The sequence below is a fragment of the Euzebya pacifica genome (assembly GCF_003344865.1).
GTDB lineage: Bacteria > Actinomycetota > Nitriliruptoria > Euzebyales > Euzebyaceae > Euzebya > Euzebya pacifica.
Genome location: NZ_CP031165.1, coordinates 2,291,750 through 2,309,727, shown reverse-complemented (window position 1 = coordinate 2,309,727; position 17,978 = coordinate 2,291,750). Strand labels below are relative to the sequence as shown.

Below are 17,978 nucleotides of genomic sequence, written 5' to 3'. Positions count from 1 at the left end.
CCCTCAGAAAACTTTTTGTGTCGAGGATGCAGGAGATCCGCCACCGGCGCCGAAAGCTTACACAACGACCAGATAGTGTAAACAACAGCTGGGAGACTCGAATGCGCAACAGGGCCTGGTTAGCCATCCTTCTCTGCCTCGGCCTGCTACAGGGGGGCTCGTCGGCGGTTGCCGCGCGTGTGGATCCCGTCGCGCCGGATGCGGACGCGCCGCCCCTGGAGGCGGTGTCGGAAACGTGGCTGAGCGACACGCTGGTGGAGTTCGTCTTCGACAGCGACGAGGTGTCCACGGTCCTGCCCCAACAGCACGTCCGCGTGCTTGTCCCCGAGGACTACGACCCCGACGGCGACGTCGTGTACCCGATGGTGCTCCTGATCCACGGCGCGGGTGGCCGGCACTTCGTGTGGACCGACCGCGAGCACGGCTGGCCCACGTCGCTGGAGGACTGGGCCCGCGACAAGGACGTGATCATCGTCATGCCGGACGGGGGCAGCGAGGCCAACCCCGGGTGGTACTCCGACTGGTACAACGGCGGCGAGTACGGCTCACCGCGGTGGGAGACCTTCCACATCGCCCAGCTGCTCCCCTGGGTCGAGGCCAACCTGCGGGTGCGGACCGACCGCAACGGCCGGGTCGTGGCCGGGCAGTCCATGGGTGGCTTCGGCACGATGAGCTACGCCGCCCGCCACCCCGACCTGTTCGCCGGCGCGTTCGCCTTCTCCGGCCTGCTCGACAGCCGACCGATCTCGGGGGCCTTCCCCAACATCTGGGGCGACCCGGTCAGGGAGCCGGCCCGGATCCAAGGCCACAACCCCATGGCGCTGATCGACAACCTGCACAACACCCGGGTGTGGTTCCGCACCGGCATGGGAATTCCCGGCGGTCCGGGAACGAGGGACAACGACCCTGGGGACCTCCTCGTCGAGGAGGCCGTCTGGCTCACCAACGAGGAGTACGACCAGGCGCTCACCGCCGCCGGGGTGCCCCACACCTACCTGCGCGAGCCGCAACGGGCGCACAACTTCTACGTTTGGCACGAGAGCTTCCAGGAGCACGCGTGGCCACAGATGCAGGCCGTGTTCGACGGGACGGCGGTTGCCGAGCAGGTCGAGCCGTTCCAGTACCGCTCCACCGAACCGGCGTTCGACGTGTTCGGGTGGGACGTCTCGGTGGACCGGACGGACGTGGAGTTCCTCCAGCTGGCCGACGTCGACCGCACCAGCGGCCTGGCCGTGGAGGGCAGCGGCACGGTGACCATCACCACTCCCCCCGACGGCCTGACGGCCAGCGAACCGCACGAGGTCACCATCACAACCACCATCGACGGCCCGCTGGGACCGCCCGCCGCACAAACCACCGACACCATCACCACCACGACGGACGACAACGGCCGTCTCCACCTGAACGTCGAGCTCGCCGACGGGGGCAGCGCCTCCCTGTCGTGGAACGCCACCGGAGTCACCCCATGACGCACCCCTCATCCCTCAGCCGCCGCCGCTTCCTCCACGCCTCCGCGGCCGGTCTCGCCGCTGGCGTGCTCCAGCGCACCACGGCCGCCCGGGCCACGACCCCGACGGGCTCGGGACGGCCAAACATCGTGCTGATCCTCGCCGACGACCTCGGCTACGGCGAGATCGGGGCGTACGGCCAAGACATCATCCGCACCCCACGGCTGGACCGGATGGCCGAGGAGGGCATCCGCTTCACCGACTACTACACGGCCGCGCCGATCTGCGCGCCGTCACGGTGCTCCCTGCTCACCGGGACGCACCAGGGCCACGCCACGATCCGGCACAACAGCTTCAACGAGGGCCTCGAGCAGGAGAGTTTCAGCGCTGACGACGTCACGATCGCCGAGCTGCTGTCCGACGCCGGATACGCCACCGCCCTGTACGGCAAATGGGGGTTCGGGCCCGACGACCGCTACTTCGCGCACCCCGGCGACGAAGGAGACCCGTCGCATCCCCTGCAACGCGGCTTCGACGAGTTCACCGGATTCATCTACCACCACCACGCGACCAACGGCTACTGGGCCGACTACTGGTGGGAGGGCAACGAACGGGTCGACATCCCCGAGAACGCCAACGGGGCGCGGGGCCGGTACACACCCGACGACTACGTCGGACGGGCACTGGACTTCATGCGCGTCAACGCCGAGGCGGACCAGCCGTTCTTCCTCATGCTGTCCAGCCAGCTCCCCCACACGCCCAACCACGTCCCCGACTTCTCCGAGTACGACGACCTGCCGATGGCCAACGACACCAAGAAGCACGCCGCCATGGTGACCCTCCTCGACACCCACGTCGGCATGGTCCTAGACCAGCTGGCCGAGCTGGGCGTGGCCGACAACACGCTGGTGCTGTTCACCTCCGACAACGGACCCCACAACGAGACGACCGTCTACGGGGGGACCGATCCGATTCCCGGGCCGAACATCTTCAGCGCGGGAGACGACATCTACTTCAACGCCAACGGCCCGTTCAGAGGGGTGAAGCAGAACCTGTACGAAGGAGGGATCCGCGTGCCGATGATCGCCTGGGGCCCGGGACTGCTCGCTCCCGAGCAGCAGGGCGCCGTCAGCGCGCACCAGTGGGCCGGGTACGACATCCTGGCCACGATCGCCGACGTCGCCGGCGTGTCTGCCGGGGCCGGTGACGGCATCAGCGTCAAGCCGCTGCTCACGGGCGGCCAGCAGCAGGCCCACGAGTACCTGTACTGGGAGCGGTTCAAGGCCGGCGCGCCCACACCCCAGTACTACCTCAACGACCGCGGCCGACACGGCAAGTTCGTGCAGGCCGTCCGCAAGGGCAAGTGGAAGTGCCTCCGCTGGGCACCGGGCGTCGCCAGGGACGGATCGATCGACATCACCATCGGCGGCACCAACCCGCAGCTGGTCGTACCCGTGGCCCGGGTACCAAAGGACGCCTGGGAAGTGGAGCTGTTCGACCTCGAGCGGGACCCCGGCGAGACCGTGAACCGCGCCCCCGCCAACCTGTCCCTGGTCCAGGAGTTGACCGCGCACATGGACCACGCCCACCAACCACCCGCGGCCACCCGCTAAGGATGACAACCATGAAGCGAACACCCCTCACGATCCGATCGCGTGTGGCGTCGGTGCTTGCCCTGCTCGCGCTGGTGATGGCGACGCTCGCCTCGACCGCGGTCGCGCCGGCACCAGCCGTCGCGGCGGCGGGGCTCACCGTGGTGGAGGAGGAGCGGCTCTCCGAGCGGCTCCACGAGATCACCGTGTACTCCCCGGCGCTCGGACGGGAGACGACGATGCGCGTCCTGCTGCCGCGCGGCTACGACTCCCGGTCCCCCGAGGTCAGCTATCCGGTCCTGTACCTGCTGCACGGCGGCATCGACACCTACGTGTCGTGGACCGACAAGGCCGACACCGAAGCGTTCACCGACGGCATGGACGTGGTCGTCGTCATGCCGGACGCGGGCCAGGCGGGGTTCTACTCCGACCACTACAACCACGGGCTCCCGGGTGGCACGAAGTGGCACAGCTACCACATCGAGGAGCTGATCCCGTGGGTCGAGCGGACCTATGACGTCAGGGCCGAGCGCAACGGCCGGATGCTGGCCGGCCTGTCGATGGGCGGATTCGGCTCCTTCAGCTACGCCGCCCGCCATCCCGACCTGTTCGTCTCCACCGCGGCCTACTCCCCGTGGGTCGACACCAACTTCCTCGACCCGGTCGGGATCGACCTCGGCTTCCTCGATCGCGAGATGCTGTACGCGACGTGGGGCGTGCGCGCGACGGAGGAGGTGCGGTGGCGTGGACACAACCCTTGGGACCTCGCGGAGAACCTCGGCACCGTCGACACGTGGTTGATCACCGGCAACGGCAGGGACGAGAACGGCAACGTCGTCGACGTCGTCGAGTACGGCGTCCACGCCATGGCGGTCTCGGTCCACGAACGGATGACCGAGCTCGGCGTCGACCACCACTGGGAGGACTACGGACCCGGCGGCCACACCTGGGAGATGTGGGAACGCGACCTCCACCAGACGCTGCCGCAGCAGCTGGCCCACGCCAACGCCAACCCACCGACCCCCGAGGCGTTCAGCCACACGACCATCGACCGCAGCTACGACATATTCGACTACCGCGTGTCGATGGACCGCGTCGCGCTGGAGTTCAGCCGCCTGCAGGTCCACGGCCCGACGTCGTTCGCCGTGGAAGGGTCCGGCACCGCCTACGTCACCACGGCGCCCGTGCTGGAACCGGGAACCCCCTACGACGTCACCGTCGACGGGAACGTCGTCACCAGACGCCGCAGCGACAGCAGCGGCCGACTGAACCTCGCCATCGACCTCGGTGCGCCGCACCTCCTCCAGCAGCACACCGCAGCGGCGGACCTTGTGGGCCGGGGTCTGCGGCGGGCCGAGGTCTCGTTGCAACCCGTGTCCCATCTCCTGTAACCAACCGACAACGCGTTGCTGGCAGCCCGGCCGCCAGCAACGCGTGGCCATAGCTGCCACCCCCACAGAAACTCTCGCACTCTCGTCGAGAAGTGGCAGGGCCTCAGCTTCCGAGCTCCGCCTGGATCAGCGCCAGTCCCCGGCCGACGACACCGTTGAGGACGGTCATCAACCGCGCCCCCTCCCGTTCGCGGGGCACCTCGACGTGGACCCAGACCTCGGTCCCGAGGCGACCCCGCGGGAGAATCACTGAGCGGACGGACAGGAAGGCGTCGAGCTCTGGCGAGATCCCGCTGAACAGCAATGCGTCCCGGGTGGGCGTCCAACGCTCGTTGCCGTACAGCCGGCGGGTCAGGCCGGGAAGCGAGAGTGCCACGACACCGTCATCCAGCGGCTGGCGCACGACACGGAACCAGCTCCCCACGTTGGCGTCATCGAGATAGGGGAGCACTCGCTCCTTCGCGCTGGTGACCTGCACGAACTGGTCCTGCTCGAGCGGTGGCAGCCTCAGCGCCGACCGACGCCGCAGTGCCCTTGAGGCCTGAGTGAGCACCTTCCTGACCCGCATGTCACTCCAGTCGCGAGTTTCGCCAGCCCGATTCTAGGGATCGTCGGGCCTCGGTTCTGCGCCTTACCCTGTGACCGTGCGGCGACGATCCCCCGGTCTGATCACCGCGTGCACCGGAGGTGGACCGTGTTCTCCGGCCAGCGACTCCAAGGCGGTCTGGAGGTCCTCCAGCGGGAGCACCGGCCCGCTGAGGACCTCGTGCCCCGGTCCACCTCGCGCAAGCACCTGGAGAGCTGCTGGCACGGCCCACGACTCTCGCGCGTTGACCCCGAGCAACGATCGTTCCCCGAACACGATTGCATCGATGTCAAGGCCATCGGCTCGGCGCCCCCGCTTGACCCCGGCAAGCACGACCCTCCCCCCTTCAGCGGCTAGTGCCACGGCGTCCCGTACCGCTCGGGTGGACCTGGGCGTCACGTCAACCACGATGTCCGCTCCACCGTCGGTCATCTGCAGCACACCGTCACGCCACGGGCCTTCGCCGTCGATCACCACCGACTGTGCCCCCAACCGCTCCGCCAGCTCCAGTCGCCCCTCGTCGCCGGGAAGACCACAGACGATCACCTGTCCGGCGCCGAGCTCCATCGCCGCGAGAGCGGTGCCCAGACCGTGCTGGCCAGGACCCATCACAACCACGCGCTCCCCCGGACGGATCGCCGCTCGGGACCGTAGCCAAGAAAGGCCGTTGGACAGTGGGATGAACCAGGTCGCACGATCGTCGCCCAAGGTGGCAGGGACCTGATGGGTCATCGCGCGCGAGGGCACAAGAACCAGCTCGGCGTATCCGCCGAGGTGGGCCCCCCCTTGACTGAGCGCGGTCCCTCCGAACCGACGGCCGTTGCCGCACAGCCGGTGGCGACCATCCTGACACGACGCGCACGTTCCACACGGTATGGATTCCTCCAGCACCACCCTGTCGCCGACGGTGAGGCCACGGCGGATCGCCGCGGCCTCACCGATCTCGATGACCCGGCCGACAATTTCGTGCCCCGCAACCAGCGGGAAGACTGCGGTTCGCTTCTCCCCCGCGAACAGGGCGAGGTCACTGCCGCACACGCCGCAGGCGGTCGTCTCCAGCAGCACCTCGTCCTCGTTGATGTCGGGCCGCCTCAGCGTCCGCATGACGACCTCCCCCGGCCCGTCGAAGACCGCGACTCGGTAGTTTGCTGCGGTCATGCCGCCTCCAGTGCCAGAAATGTCTCCGCAGTCTCATGTCGGATTGCCCGCTCTTCGGCGGAGCTGATCCCGGCCTCCTCAACCGTCCATCCGGGGCGGTCGTGTACGAATGGGGCGTCGGTGCCAATCATCATCGTTTGCGCCCCAACAGAATCGCAGTGCGCCGCCACCGCTCTCGCCGAGAAGGTGAGGCAGTCCACGAAGAGGCGAGAGGCAGTCCGCATCGGTGGTTCAGCGAGGCTGTTCCGGACGGATTCGCGTTTGCGATAGAAGTGGTCCAGCCGGTTGAGGCTGGTCCACACCGATCCACCACCATGAGTGGCGCACACCCGCAGGCCGGGATGTCGGGCCAACGTTCCCGACGTGATGAGGGCGGTTGCGGCCGCGCCGACCTCCAGGGGGAACGCGGAGTGCGAGGTCAGCTCACCGGGCGGAAACCAACGGGCCGCGAGCGGGCTCACAGGGTGGAGGAGAACCGGGATGTTCAGATCCGCGACCGTCTCCCACAGCGTTCGGAAGGACTCATCGGTGATGGGGGTCCCCGCCACATTGGTGCCCAGTTGCACGCCGTGCAGTCCGGTCTCGGCGAAGCCGCGGAGCATCGCCAGTGCCTGATCGAGGTCCTGTAGCGGGACCGTGCCGAACCCTTTGAAGCGGGTCGGGTGAGTGGCCACGGCCTCGGCGATCCACGAGTTGACGGACCCGGCCATCTGTACGGCTTCCCGTGGAGCGGCGCCGTAGGACATCAGCATGGGCATGGGCGACAGAACCTGCACATCGATACCGTTGGCGTTCATCCACACCAACCGCTTGTCAAGATCCCATGACGTGGCGGGCACGCGACGGCGGGCCGCACCAGGTCCCAACGAAACCTCCGCGATATCAGCCACCCGGCGGACCCACGGCACTCCGTCGTCCCGGTGGGCTCGGGGGAACACCCCCAGTGGGACCACATGACTGTGCACGTCGATCAGGTCACTCGCCATCGACCGCGTTGAATGCCGCGACGACCTTGGAGGAGTTGAAGATGTGGGTCTCCTCGAACGCGCTCCAATCGAGGGTGGCCCCGGCACGTTCCATGGCTCCGGCGAGTGCGAACCAGTTCAACAGTTCCTGCTGCCCGGAGTCCTCCACGTCGTCCACTGTGGTCTGACGCCAGCGGTCCCAGTCGCCAGCCACCATGGCTTCATACAGTTCCTGGTCGGCGGCGGTATCCGGGAAGCGGCGGTAGGTCTTGTCCACCAGGAATGCATGTGACCAAGACGAGGAGGCCACGACCGCAACCCGGCGGTCACTCGCCAGAATGGCGTCGGCAACCGCTGCCCCCATCTGCATGCACCGCGCGGGACTCGGGCTGCGGGGGTCGACCGCCTTTCGCACGTCGGCCAGCCGGCTCACACTGCCCTGGTAGGAGATCACCCGGCGCCCGTAGCAGTTGATCTGGAACGGGAGCACTGGGTATGCAAAGCCTTCGCGCCGGTGGTCCATGAAAAGCACCGCGTTGATGAACGCATGCGGCAGGTCGGGGTGGTGCGCCGGCCGATAGGAGTACGCGACGTCGATGTCTCGGGCAAGAAGGGCATCCGCCAGCTCGACGCCGAACTTGTGATCGATCGCAACCTCAATTTCGGTGTCGGCGTCCTCTCCCCAGATGTTCTCCCCGCCACGGTGGGACCACGGTCGTGCTCGTACGTTGTCGTAGGCCAACACACAGAAGGCGGGGATGATGTCTTCGGTGAAGTTCTCGTACTGGTCGTCACCCCACACGACCACCACGTCGGGGTTGAACTCCCGAAGTTGTTCGTGCAACCGGTCCACGTGGCCAAAGACCGCGGCGCGGTGTGCCGCAGCGGCCGCGGTCCCCCCGTCGTCGCCCATCTCACGGCGGGCAGCCTCCGGCCAGGACTGCGGGTCCGCGGCCTCCGGCGGCATGTCAGGGTCCTCCAACGTCCAGCGGAAGAGATCGGCCATCTTCTTGTCCGGGACGGCAAATCCGGGGTAATGGGTGAGTCCGAGTCCAAGTAGTGCGCCCATGATGGGTCCTTTCGTCGATGTTCTCAGTTGCGGGAAACCGGGCTGGCCCGACGTTCCTGCTCGTCGTTGCGGGCCGACGCGTCCTGTTCCATCAGGCCTCGCACCGACTCGCGGAGCGCAGACATGACGCTGGGGTCTTCGAGGTCGTGTTCGGCGGTGATGAACTCCCCTACGCATTTGGCCGGTCGAGCAAGGACCAAGACTCTGTGCGCGACCTCGAAGGCCTCCTGGATGTTGTGGGTGACGATCAGCGCACTCTGCTCCGCCTGCTCAGCCAGCTCCACGAAGTCGCTGCGCAGAGCAGCCGATGTCACTTCGTCCAGCGCAGAGAAGCTCTCGTCGAGCAGGACGAGGTCCGGATCGATGGCGAAAGCCCGGGCCAGGGAGACCCGTTGCGCCATTCCCCCTGAGAGTTGTGCGGGGTACCGGTCCAGTGCGTCCTCCAGATGAACCCGCTCCAGCCATCGTGTGGCCCGGTCGGTACGTTCGTTCTTGGAAATGCCGAGCACCTCCAAGCCGAGGGTGACGTTGTTCAGTGCGGTCCGCCACGGCAGGAGTTGCGGGCTCTGGAAGGCCATTGCGAGGCGGCCCTGCATCGCGTCCGCGTCCCCAACGGGGTCAAGCCCTACGACGCGGACCTGACCAGACGCCGGAGCCAAGTTGCCAACGACGAGGTTCAGGACCGTTGACTTGCCGGCGCCGGTTCTGCCGAGGATGGCCACCCGTTCACCGGTTCGCACGTCAAAGGACAACCCCTCGACAGCGGTCACGTCGCCGAAGCGCACCGCGACGTCAGTCAGCGAGACGGCGTTTGATTTTGAAGGGTTGGTCATCCGATTGAGTTCTCCGGTCGCCACTTCAGCAGTGCGCGTTCAAGGCGGTCAACGGTGGCCAGCATGACGAAGCTGAACGCCACGAGGATCACGGTCCACGCGAAGATGCGATCAGTTCGGAAGTTGGCCTGGGCCTCCACGATCGCGCTGCCCACACCAGACGTTGCCGCGATCACCTCCGCGAACACGATGATCCGGAGCGTGAAGGAGGCAATGGACTTGGTGGTCAAGATCAGGTGGGACACCGTGTAGGGGATCAGCACCAATCGCAGCATTTGCCACCGCGTGGGCCGGAACTGCTGGACGGCATCCACCAGGCCGCGGTCGAGGCCTTTGACGGCCTCGTACACCGCGATCACGTAGAAGGGCACGGCCAACGTGAAGGCCACGAAGAAGATGCGAAGCTCGATGCCGCGGAACCACAGGACCGCGAACACCATGATCGAGAGTGCCGGTGTGGCCAGGACAAGCCTGAAGAACGCCTCGCCGAGCCGGCCGATCGTGCGTTGGAGGCTCATCAAGAGACCGATGATCCAGCCACCAAACATTGCCGCCAGAATGGCGATGACGAACCGGATGATCGAGTCCACCATGTCGCTGCCGTACTCAGCGAAGACCTCACCGAGCGCGACAACGATCTCGGGCACGGGGGGGACAATATAGGGAGGAAACGCATAGCTCATCAGCTGGACGGCGACCGCGACGAGGACCACGACGACGGCCACCGGCCACAGCGCGTTGTCCGACGAGGCTGCTTGCGGTTCTCCCGCAAGCGTCGCGGCAGTGTCCCCTTGCGTGATGCCGTGTTCGGGGACGTCACCCCCCCGAGGGGGGGTGACGCTGGGTGTGGGTGTCTGGGTCATTGGCGAACCGGGATCAACCGGTGAGGCCCTCATAGAAGCTGTCGGGGACCTCACCACCCTGATAGGAGTCGTCGGCCTCGCGCATCTCCAGCATGGCGCGAATGTCGTTGGCGATGTCCTCGCCCATGGGTCGCACGTCGTACACGTACCGCCCCGACTCCACGGCCTCGCGGTAGACGCCTTCCTCGACGCCGATGTGCTCAACTGCCAAGCGGTCCAGCAGGTCGACATCGTCATTCAGTGCCTCGGCAGCCTCCTGGAAGGCGAGGAACAAGCACTGCACGGTATCGGCGTCAGCGCCCTGGTCGTCCCTGAAGGACAGGACGGTCTGCCATGGGGTCTCGCCATCGGTGAACTCCGCGAAGTCCTCGTTCGGATTGTAGACCGGGACCAGGCCCGCCTCGGGGTTGGTGACGATGGCGTTGGAAATGCTGACCTCGAACGACGCGCCGACGTCGGCGGCCCCTGCCATGACCTGCGAGAGCGCGTCGGGCGGCGACTGGGCGCCCACGGTCTCGGCTTCCTCTTCGATGTCGAAGTCATGGAACTGGCGCAGCGCCGCCCGGATCAAGAGGTAGCCGCCGGCGCCCTGAAGGACGGCGACACGGCGGCCGGCCAGCGACTCTGGTCCGGTCCACTCCATGTCCTCGGTCCCGACCAACCAGGTCAGGTTGGCGTTGAAGCCGCCCAGGACCCGGATGGGCGCACCGTCAGCCGCCATCGCGGCGTGAGCGATCGGGTCGCCGAGGTTCACGTCGTATCGTCCAGAGACGAACTCTTGGTACATGGTGGTGGGGTTGGTGTTCTCCACCACCTCCAGGTCGATCCCGTACGCGTCAAGCAGCCCGTTCTCTTGGGCGTAGGCGATCATCGGCGCGGAGACCGAGCGTTGCATACCCCCGAATGTCACTTCACCGAGCGAGACCGAGCCTTCCTCACCGCGTGTGGCGCATTCCTCAGCCGTAATCAAGCCCCCATCCCCGTCCGGCTCAGCGGCGTCGCCCGGCGGGTCGGACTCAGTATCCCCCGTTTCCTCAGCAGTGTCGGACGGAGCGTCCTCGCTCGTGGCCACCGCGTCGTCGTCGGCGGTGTCGCTGTCAGCGGAGCAGGCCGTCAAGACCAGCATGGTGCAAATCGCCGCCGCGATCAGTCGCCGAATGTTCGGCTCAAGCAGATTCATCGAGATTCCTTTTCTCTATCGGGGGGATTTGCGTCATTGCCGGACGCGGGGAGGTTGCGGGCTTCTGCACAGAGGCCCGTCAGAGCATGGAGCTGCCGCCGTTGACACTGATGACCTGTCCGGTGATGAACGAGGCATCCGCCGACAGCAGGAACTTCACCGCGCCGGCGACTTCGGACGGCTGTGCGAACCTGCCCATCGGAATGAGGGATTGGGCATGCTCAACCAACCCTCCCGGGTCTCCTTGGGCCAGCCGTTCGTCCGTGCGCTCGGTGTGGATCCCGGACGGCGCGATGGCGTTGACGATGATTCCGTCCGGGGCGTACTCGCGCGCCAAACCGGTGGTCAGCCCGTGGACCCCACCCTTCGCCGCGTTGTAGCCGGCGTGCAGCAACAAGCCGTTCCGCACCGACTCGGCGCCGATGTTGACCACGCGCCCCCCGCCCTGGAGCCGCATTCGCGGCAGGACTGCGACGCACATGTTGAGGGTCGTCCACAGGTTGCGACGAATCGTTTCGGTCAGCGAGTCGATGGAGTGGTCCTCGAAGCTGGCGATGATTCCACCCCCGGCGTTGTTGACGAGTCCGTCGATGCGACCATGACGGTCGACCACGCCTGCCACGAAGTCCTCAGCGGCGGCGGCGTCACCCAGGTCTGCGGTGGCAAAGCTCGTCCACTGGCGGCGTTCGGCCGGCATCTCCTCAGCCGACCGGGTATCCGTGGCGGCAACAATCGCGCCGTCGGCGGACAGCCGCTCGACCAGGGCAGAGCCGAGGTACCCGACGGCTCCGGTGACGACCACAACCTGCCCGTCAAGGCGTCCAGTGGGGACCGCCATCAGAAGATCACGCTGAGCGCACCATTGGGCGCGAGTCGCTGCTGGTCGATCCGGGCATGTCGGGCCTTGATCCGCAGGCCCTCCTCAGGCAGGTCAACCAGGTGGTACCGAATGCTGCCCAGGAAAGGGTCGATCTGTTCGTAGCGATACCGGTACAAAATGACATTGACGTGGGCGACTATCTCCTCGTCGTTGGACTCCAGCAGGCGGAAGTTCGTGGCGTAGTGGCGGACCCGCGACCAGGGATACTCCCGATGTGCCCTCGCGCTCTTGAGCCGCTCAACGCGCCAGTGCAGACGGGTCCGGTCGTCGTCGATCAGGCCGAGCTCCGTGGCAGGGTCCCCCTGCAGATTGGTTGAGGGGATGGTGTAGACCGCGTCGTCGGTCAGGAGGTCGCGCCACTGGTCGAGCTCCCAGCTGTCGATCAAGGACATCTCGTGATGGATGAATGTCTCCACGCGTTGAGCGAGCACCAGGCGTTCGAGTTCAGCCGGCGAGGGCATCTGCGGTCCTCTCTGTCGGTTGGGTGGGGTCGCCCAACGCCTGTCGTGGTTGGCCAGTCATCCGGTGGTTCCATTCACGCCACCACGAGCGCATCTGCAGCTCGCCGTCGCGTTCGGTGGTGCCGTAGCCCTTGGAGATGTCGTTGTGGGTCACCCCACCGGAGGCGAACCCGATCTGACAGGACTCCAACGCCTCGGCGTCATCAGGGGTCGCCAAACCGGCCGGTCCGAGGAACTCGAGGAAGCTCTGCAGCCGCCGGTGCAGCGCCTCGCCCTCCTCCTCCACCGGGGCCAGCGCGTAGGCGTCCACCGACATCGTGTCGGGGCCGGTCGGCTGGAAGGTCCGCACCGTCAACGACATGATGTCGTTGACGACCAGGTTGGGGAAGATGACCATGTTGCGCATCGTGTCGGTGATCCGTGCACCCCGTTCGGGGCCGTGCTGGTCGTGCAGCTGCGCGCGGACCACAGCCATCTCCTCCCGGGCCTGCTCCCCGAAGGTGGGCACCCAGCGGGCCACCGGCTTGCCCCACGGAGCGGAGTACTCGATGCAGGCATGCCCGTTGCCCAACGGCCGCGCGGCGCCCCGCCGCTTCAGGTCGCCCTGATCCGACGTCCCACCGGTGGCCTGCAGATACGAGAAGTAGGTCTGGTGGGTCGGCGTGCCGTGATAGGAGTCATAACTGTTCTCCGCCAACAGCTTCCAGTTGGCCCGGATGCTGTAGGACTGCCGGCCCGGCACCACCCGCAACCGACCAGACGGCGACTGGTCCACGATGACGTCCAACAGCTCGCAGGCGTCAGCCAGGTAGTCCCGCAACGGTTCGGCGTCGGCATCCAGGCACATGAACCAGAACCCTCGGTAGGACTCCACCCGCGCCACCGGCACCAACGACCGCTCCGCCTGGTCGAACCCCTCCGGATAGGACTGGACCCCCGGCACCCCCCGAAGCGCCCCGTCAGTGGCGAACGTCCACGCGTGATAGAAGCACTGAAACGACGTCGCCACCCCCTCATCGGTGCGGCACACGATCGCACCCCGGTGCGGACAACTGTTGTGCAACACCCGCACCTCGTCGTCGGCACCACGCACGAAGATCACCGACCGGCCCGCCACCACCCGACGGCGGTACTCCCCCGGCTCGGCCACCTCCGACTCGTGACCCACATACAACCAACAGCGATCAAAGACCCGCTGCATCTCCGCATCCAGCACCGCAGCCGACGTCATCACCGTCCGATCGACACGAAACAGGCCCCGCGACGGGTCATCCACAACCAGCCCACCAGCTTCCACCATCAAATCCTCCAAATCGGCTCCACCCCCACGAACACCACCACCCAACCAACCCCACCCCCAGACCAACACCCCACCGTTCCACCAAACGGAACCCTGAAGAACGAGCAAGGCGATTTCCGGCCGCCGTACCCTGAACCGCTTATGGCCGCTCCGAAGCGGCGATCACCCAGCTCGACAGGCCCCCCGACGCACCCGAACGCCGTGTGGTCGCCGACACTGACGGCGGCCACGAGAACCTCCGGCTGGCGGACACGAGAGTTCCCCACGGGCGGCCACGCGTTTCCCCATCCGTGGTCGTTGTTCGCCGCCGGGTCATGTCGCGCGACGCCACGAACAGCGTTGGTGGGGGCCGCTACTCTGCGCCCCACACCTGGTTGATCAGCCGGTGTCGGCCCGCTTCCACGGCGAGGACCTGGTCACCCACCAGACCGACGGCGGTGCGGCCGAGGTGTCCCGCCGCCCCAAGCCCACCAAGGGCTACCCCAGGATCTCGGCCGAGCACTCTTGGACCACTGCAGGGGGCACACTTCATCATCGACGCCGCCATGAGGAGCGAGCCTGGCGGTCTCAAGCAACATCCACCCGGCCCCCGCTCACCACACCCTGACCGGGTAGGTTCTGACGCCACCACTGAGGCGAACTGGTGGCCACCAGCGAGGAGAACTCGTGACCGCCGGTGGGGAGTTTCTCGTGGCCCTCGACACGACACCTCCCATACCAGCTCTCATCGGTTCGCCCGACTGGAGCGCAGGCAAGCATCGAACAGCCACACAGGTCCACTCAGTGGAATGATTGTGTCCATCAGCGCCCTTCGAAGGTTAGCGTCGGGCCCATGCAACCGATGAGGCCGAGCAATACAGCTGCCGATGAGCCCATCACGGCTGGCCCTCACGCTGAACCACCGCTGACCGGTTTGCGGGTCGTGGACCTGTCCCAAGTGCTCGCGGGCCCCTATTCCGCTTGGGCACTTGCCCAGCTCGGCGCGGAGGTCACCAAGGTCGAGCCTCCCGGTGGTGACGCTTCCATGCACGTGGGCCCGTTTCACGACGGCACTTCCCTCTACCACCGCGCCGTCAACACCGGCAAGAAGGTAGTCAATCTCGACCTGACGTCCGTCGGGGACCGCGAACGACTCCACGACATGCTAGGCGTCGCCGACATCCTGATCCAGAACATGCGGGCAGCAAGTGCATTGAAGCTGAGCGTCTCGCCACCACAACTGCTCGAGCGGCACCCAGAGCTGGTCATCGTGACGATAAGCGGGTTCGCAGCAGGGTCCTCGGAGGCGGGGAGGGCGGCCTATGACCTGGTCATCCAAGCCCTGTCAGGAGTCATGTCGCTCACCGGGACCCCTGATCGTCCAGCGGTCCGAGCGGGCGTCCCGGTCAGTGACCTGTCCGCGGGGCTGTGGGCGGCGATTGCCGGACTCGCGGGCCTCAGGTATCGCGACGCACATGGACGCGGAGGGCTGCTCCAGGTCCCAATGCTGGACGCCAGCCTGTCGCTCCTCACCTATATGGGAGCCGACGCCGCTACCACCGGGAATTCGCCTGGTCGAATCGGCAACGAGCACCCCAGCGTCGTGCCCTACGGGTCGTTCGAGGCCAAGGATGGGCACGTGGTCGTGGCGGTGTACAGCGACAAGCATTGGCTGCCGCTTTGCAGGGCACTTGGTCTCGGGGGGTTGGGCGCGGACCCCGAACTCGCCATGATGTCTGGGCGGGTCGCCCGGCGGGTGGAGGTGAACCTCGCAGTGCAAGCCGCGATCAGCCACCATTCACGAGCCGAATTGCTGGACCTGCTGGAGTCCCATGACATCCCCTGCGCCCCGGTGCTGGAGCTCTCCGAAGCCCTCTCGACCCGGTATGTGAAGGAGCGGCGCATCATATCGGAGCTCGACGAAGACGCGGCTCATTACCGGACGGTATCCGCGCCAGTGAAAGGGATCGAGCATCCCTGATGGAGTGTGCGTGGCGGCTGTACGGAACTGTCTCTGACCAGCCGATCCAGCGGGCAACGAGCGCACCTTGGCTGGGGCAGATCGTTGGTCGCCTGACGGCGGCGATGATCCGCTCGGAGAGGCCGACGTCGATGGATTCGCGCTGAGGCGCCTTGGAACAAGGGGGGTCCGCCGGTCTTGATCCGTGCCGTTCGGCCAGCCGCTCGCCGCGATTCTCGCTCTTGGGTCGATACTGTAACCATGGCCCTACAATTGACCGGCTGTATGTTTGATCCAGAGCCCTTGGCCCCGACGTGTCATCGGATGACCGACATCGAATGGGATCCAACACGTTCGGCCGACCGACCGAACCCGGTTTGGGCTCCCGGGAACGTGAACTGTCGTCGACAAGAGGCCAGACCATGCCCACTACCACCGCCGACGTCACATCGACGCCGATCATCGATTCCGATCACCCCGACATCCGGGCCTACGCTCGGGACACTTGCGCCGGTGCCTCGACGGTTCAGGAACGCATCGCGGTGTTGTTCCGGGCGATCCGTGACGAGATCAGGTACGACCCCTACGTGGTGGACTTGACGCCTGAGGCCATGCGAGCCAGCTGCGTGCTTCGGTCATCCCGCAACTGGTGTGTCCCGAAGGCCACGCTGCTGACCGCGTGCTGTCGGGCAATGGGTATTCCGTCCGGTCCCGGTTACGCCGATGTGCGCAACCATCTGTCATCGCCGACCCTGACCTCGCTCATGGGCAGCGATGTGTTCGTTTGGCACGGTTACACCGAAGTATTGGTGGACGGGAACCCGCGAAAGGCGTCGCCCGCATTCAACGATGAACTGTGCGCACGGTTCGGTGTTCCATCGCTTGAGTTCGATGGCAGCGGGGACGCCCTGCTCCACGCCTTCGACGGCTGGGCCGCCGGCACATGGAGTACCTCACCGATCATGGCACGTTTCGCGAGGTGCCCCTGCAGCAGATCGTGGGTGCGCTCACCTCCGCCTACCCATCAATGGCGTCCGCGCCCGAGGTTCATGACGCCCGGTTCGCCCACGAGTCGCGCGACAGCGTCCGGGCATCCGGTGCGGAATGGGATGAGGCCGCCCCGACCACCTGATCCGCCAACCCCTCCAACGATCCCAAGGAGGGGCAGTGTCGTCGATGGTTGTTCCGTACACCTCATGCCGGGATGCGGGCGACCACGCGCTCCACGAGATCGGCAAGGCCTCGGGCGGGCCGGGACCAGACGTCCTCGGGTGCCAAGTCATCTGTACGCTCGCCCCCTACAGGGTCCGCGCCACGGTTGACGGCGTCCTCGATCCTGTTGCTCCAGGTGTTCCCGCCCCGGCCTGGGGGAGTGCCCCGTCGTGGTGCCCTCCCCCAGGCCGTCACAGACACCGACCCCACTCGAGAGCGTCGGTAGGTGCTCGATCAGCGCGGTCACTCGAACTCAGAGCGGCTCGCAGGGCCCGCGCGGACTTGTGCGGTAGGCTGGCGTGGCCAGGGGGCCGCGACCACAATTGCCATTGCTTGCCCGAACGTTCCGCATTACAGAGTGACGCGGAACCGGTCAGAGCCTCTGACCTACCATCGGCCCGTCTCGGTTCAAAAGAGGGCGAGCGACACCCCAAAGCGGGGGAACCATGGCGCCATAGTGATGGCCCAGGAGACAAAGTAGCTTGGCATCAGACAATTGTCGTCAGTCGCGCCGGCATGAGTTGCGACGCGAGATGATCTTGAAAGCGGCCGCGGAGGAATTCGCGCTGCAGGGGTTCGCCAACGCGACATTGGAACGCATAGGCGAGCGAATCGGCTTGTCCAAGGCCAGCCTGTACTACTACGTCAGCAGCAAAGAGCAGTTGTTGGCACTGATCCTGGAGCAGGTGACGTCCCGTATCGCCAAACAGGCGGCTTTGACGGAGGGATCTGCGGAGTCAAAGTTGCGAGCGTTCGTGAAGGCTCACGTGACAGTCGTCGCAACGTCCGTGGAGGGTCAGGTTCTGGGTGAGAACGTGAATGTACTGCTGGATCGTTCCACGCACGAACAGTTTGCCGATGTCCGAGAGAGACATGAGCGTCGGCTGATCCTGATCCTGCAAGAAGGGATTGAGGCAGGTGAGTTCAGGTCCTTGCCGGTCAGGCCGGCGGTAAAGCTCATGTTCGGTGGATTGAACTCCATTCCGCTCTGGTACCGGCCCGAGGGGACGCTGAGCTTGGATGCGCTGACCCAAGAAGTTGTTGATTGGATGCTCGGTGGGTTGACCAAAGGGGAGAGCCCTTCGGCAAGCCTCTGACACG

Annotated in this window: 16 protein-coding genes and 1 pseudogene; 7 read left to right on the top strand and 10 right to left on the bottom strand. The window is 66.2% G+C overall.

What is annotated here, in order from left to right; translation table 11 throughout:
- Window positions 1-179: 179 nt before the first annotated feature.
- The 3 genes from DVS28_RS09630 to DVS28_RS09620 are packed head-to-tail and all read left to right on the top strand — an operon-like array spanning window position 180 to window position 4,431.
- Entirely contained in the window at window positions 180-1,469 is a 1,290-nt protein-coding gene (locus tag DVS28_RS09630; protein ID WP_164710289.1) for an alpha/beta hydrolase, read from the top strand.
- A complete protein-coding gene (locus DVS28_RS09625; protein ID WP_114591250.1) occupies window positions 1,466-3,061 on the top strand; it encodes an arylsulfatase in 1,596 nt (531 codons plus the stop codon). The genes DVS28_RS09630 and DVS28_RS09625 overlap by 4 nt, the downstream gene beginning before the upstream one ends.
- An 11-nt stretch (window positions 3,062-3,072) precedes the next feature.
- Entirely contained in the window at window positions 3,073-4,431 is a 1,359-nt protein-coding gene (locus tag DVS28_RS09620; protein ID WP_164710287.1) for an alpha/beta hydrolase, read from the top strand.
- A 103-nt stretch (window positions 4,432-4,534) separates the two neighbouring features.
- On the opposite strand, the gene DVS28_RS09615 is transcribed toward DVS28_RS09620, so the two are convergent.
- From DVS28_RS09615 to DVS28_RS09570, 10 genes are all read right to left on the bottom strand, one after another.
- Window positions 4,535-4,909: a hypothetical protein gene (locus tag DVS28_RS09615; protein ID WP_164710285.1), complete on the bottom strand. Its 375-nt coding sequence runs from the start codon at window positions 4,907-4,909 to the stop codon at window positions 4,535-4,537.
- 153 nt (window positions 4,910-5,062) lie between these two features.
- Window positions 5,063-6,175, bottom strand: a complete 1,113-nt coding sequence (locus DVS28_RS09610) for a zinc-dependent alcohol dehydrogenase (RefSeq protein ID WP_114591247.1) — start codon at window positions 6,173-6,175, stop codon at window positions 5,063-5,065.
- Window positions 6,172-7,161 carry an amidohydrolase family protein gene (locus DVS28_RS09605; protein WP_114591246.1) on the bottom strand — a complete coding sequence of 330 codons (990 nt, stop codon included), beginning with the start codon at window positions 7,159-7,161 and terminating at the stop codon, window positions 6,172-6,174. Before DVS28_RS09605 ends, DVS28_RS09610 begins: the two co-directional genes overlap by 4 nt.
- Window positions 7,151-8,209, bottom strand: a complete 1,059-nt coding sequence (locus DVS28_RS09600) for a DODA-type extradiol aromatic ring-opening family dioxygenase (protein WP_114591245.1) — start codon at window positions 8,207-8,209, stop codon at window positions 7,151-7,153. Before DVS28_RS09600 ends, DVS28_RS09605 begins: the two co-directional genes overlap by 11 nt.
- 23 nt (window positions 8,210-8,232) lie before the next feature.
- Window positions 8,233-9,042, bottom strand: coding sequence for an ABC transporter ATP-binding protein (locus tag DVS28_RS09595; protein WP_114591244.1), 810 nt, complete (start codon window positions 9,040-9,042; stop codon window positions 8,233-8,235).
- Entirely contained in the window at window positions 9,039-9,767 is a 729-nt protein-coding gene (locus tag DVS28_RS09590; protein ID WP_164710283.1) for an ABC transporter permease, read from the bottom strand. The genes DVS28_RS09595 and DVS28_RS09590 overlap by 4 nt, the downstream gene beginning before the upstream one ends.
- 151 nt (window positions 9,768-9,918) lie before the next feature.
- On the bottom strand, window positions 9,919-11,085 hold the full coding sequence (locus tag DVS28_RS09585; RefSeq protein WP_114591242.1) for an ABC transporter substrate-binding protein: 1,167 nt from the start codon (window positions 11,083-11,085) through the stop codon (window positions 9,919-9,921).
- A gap of 79 nt (window positions 11,086-11,164) precedes the next feature.
- Window positions 11,165-11,923 (bottom strand): SDR family NAD(P)-dependent oxidoreductase, encoded by a 759-nt coding sequence (locus DVS28_RS09580; protein ID WP_114591241.1) that lies wholly within the window; start codon window positions 11,921-11,923, stop codon window positions 11,165-11,167.
- On the bottom strand, window positions 11,923-12,426 hold the full coding sequence (locus tag DVS28_RS09575) for an aromatic-ring-hydroxylating dioxygenase subunit beta (protein ID WP_114591240.1): 504 nt from the start codon (window positions 12,424-12,426) through the stop codon (window positions 11,923-11,925). Before DVS28_RS09575 ends, DVS28_RS09580 begins: the two co-directional genes overlap by 1 nt.
- Entirely contained in the window at window positions 12,410-13,657 is a 1,248-nt protein-coding gene (locus DVS28_RS09570; protein WP_216826514.1) for an aromatic ring-hydroxylating oxygenase subunit alpha, read from the bottom strand. Before DVS28_RS09570 ends, DVS28_RS09575 begins: the two co-directional genes overlap by 17 nt.
- Window positions 13,658-14,558: 901 nt before the next feature.
- Here DVS28_RS09570 and DVS28_RS09565 point away from each other — a divergent pair.
- The 4 genes and pseudogenes from DVS28_RS09565 (at window position 14,559) to DVS28_RS09555 (ending at window position 17,974) form a co-directional block, all read left to right on the top strand.
- Complete coding sequence (locus DVS28_RS09565; protein WP_114591238.1) at window positions 14,559-15,686, top strand: CoA transferase; 1,128 nt, start codon at window positions 14,559-14,561, stop codon at window positions 15,684-15,686.
- A 317-nt stretch (window positions 15,687-16,003) separates the two neighbouring features.
- Window positions 16,004-16,423, top strand: a pseudogene (locus tag DVS28_RS30130) (transglutaminase-like domain-containing protein); the annotation flags it as partial.
- Between the two features lie 185 nt (window positions 16,424-16,608).
- Window positions 16,609-16,797 (top strand): hypothetical protein, encoded by a 189-nt coding sequence (locus DVS28_RS29550; RefSeq protein WP_245973588.1) that lies wholly within the window; start codon window positions 16,609-16,611, stop codon window positions 16,795-16,797.
- Window positions 16,798-17,359: 562 nt separating this feature from the next.
- Window positions 17,360-17,974 (top strand): TetR/AcrR family transcriptional regulator, encoded by a 615-nt coding sequence (locus DVS28_RS09555; RefSeq protein ID WP_164710281.1) that lies wholly within the window; start codon window positions 17,360-17,362, stop codon window positions 17,972-17,974.
- Window positions 17,975-17,978: the final 4 nt, after the last annotated feature.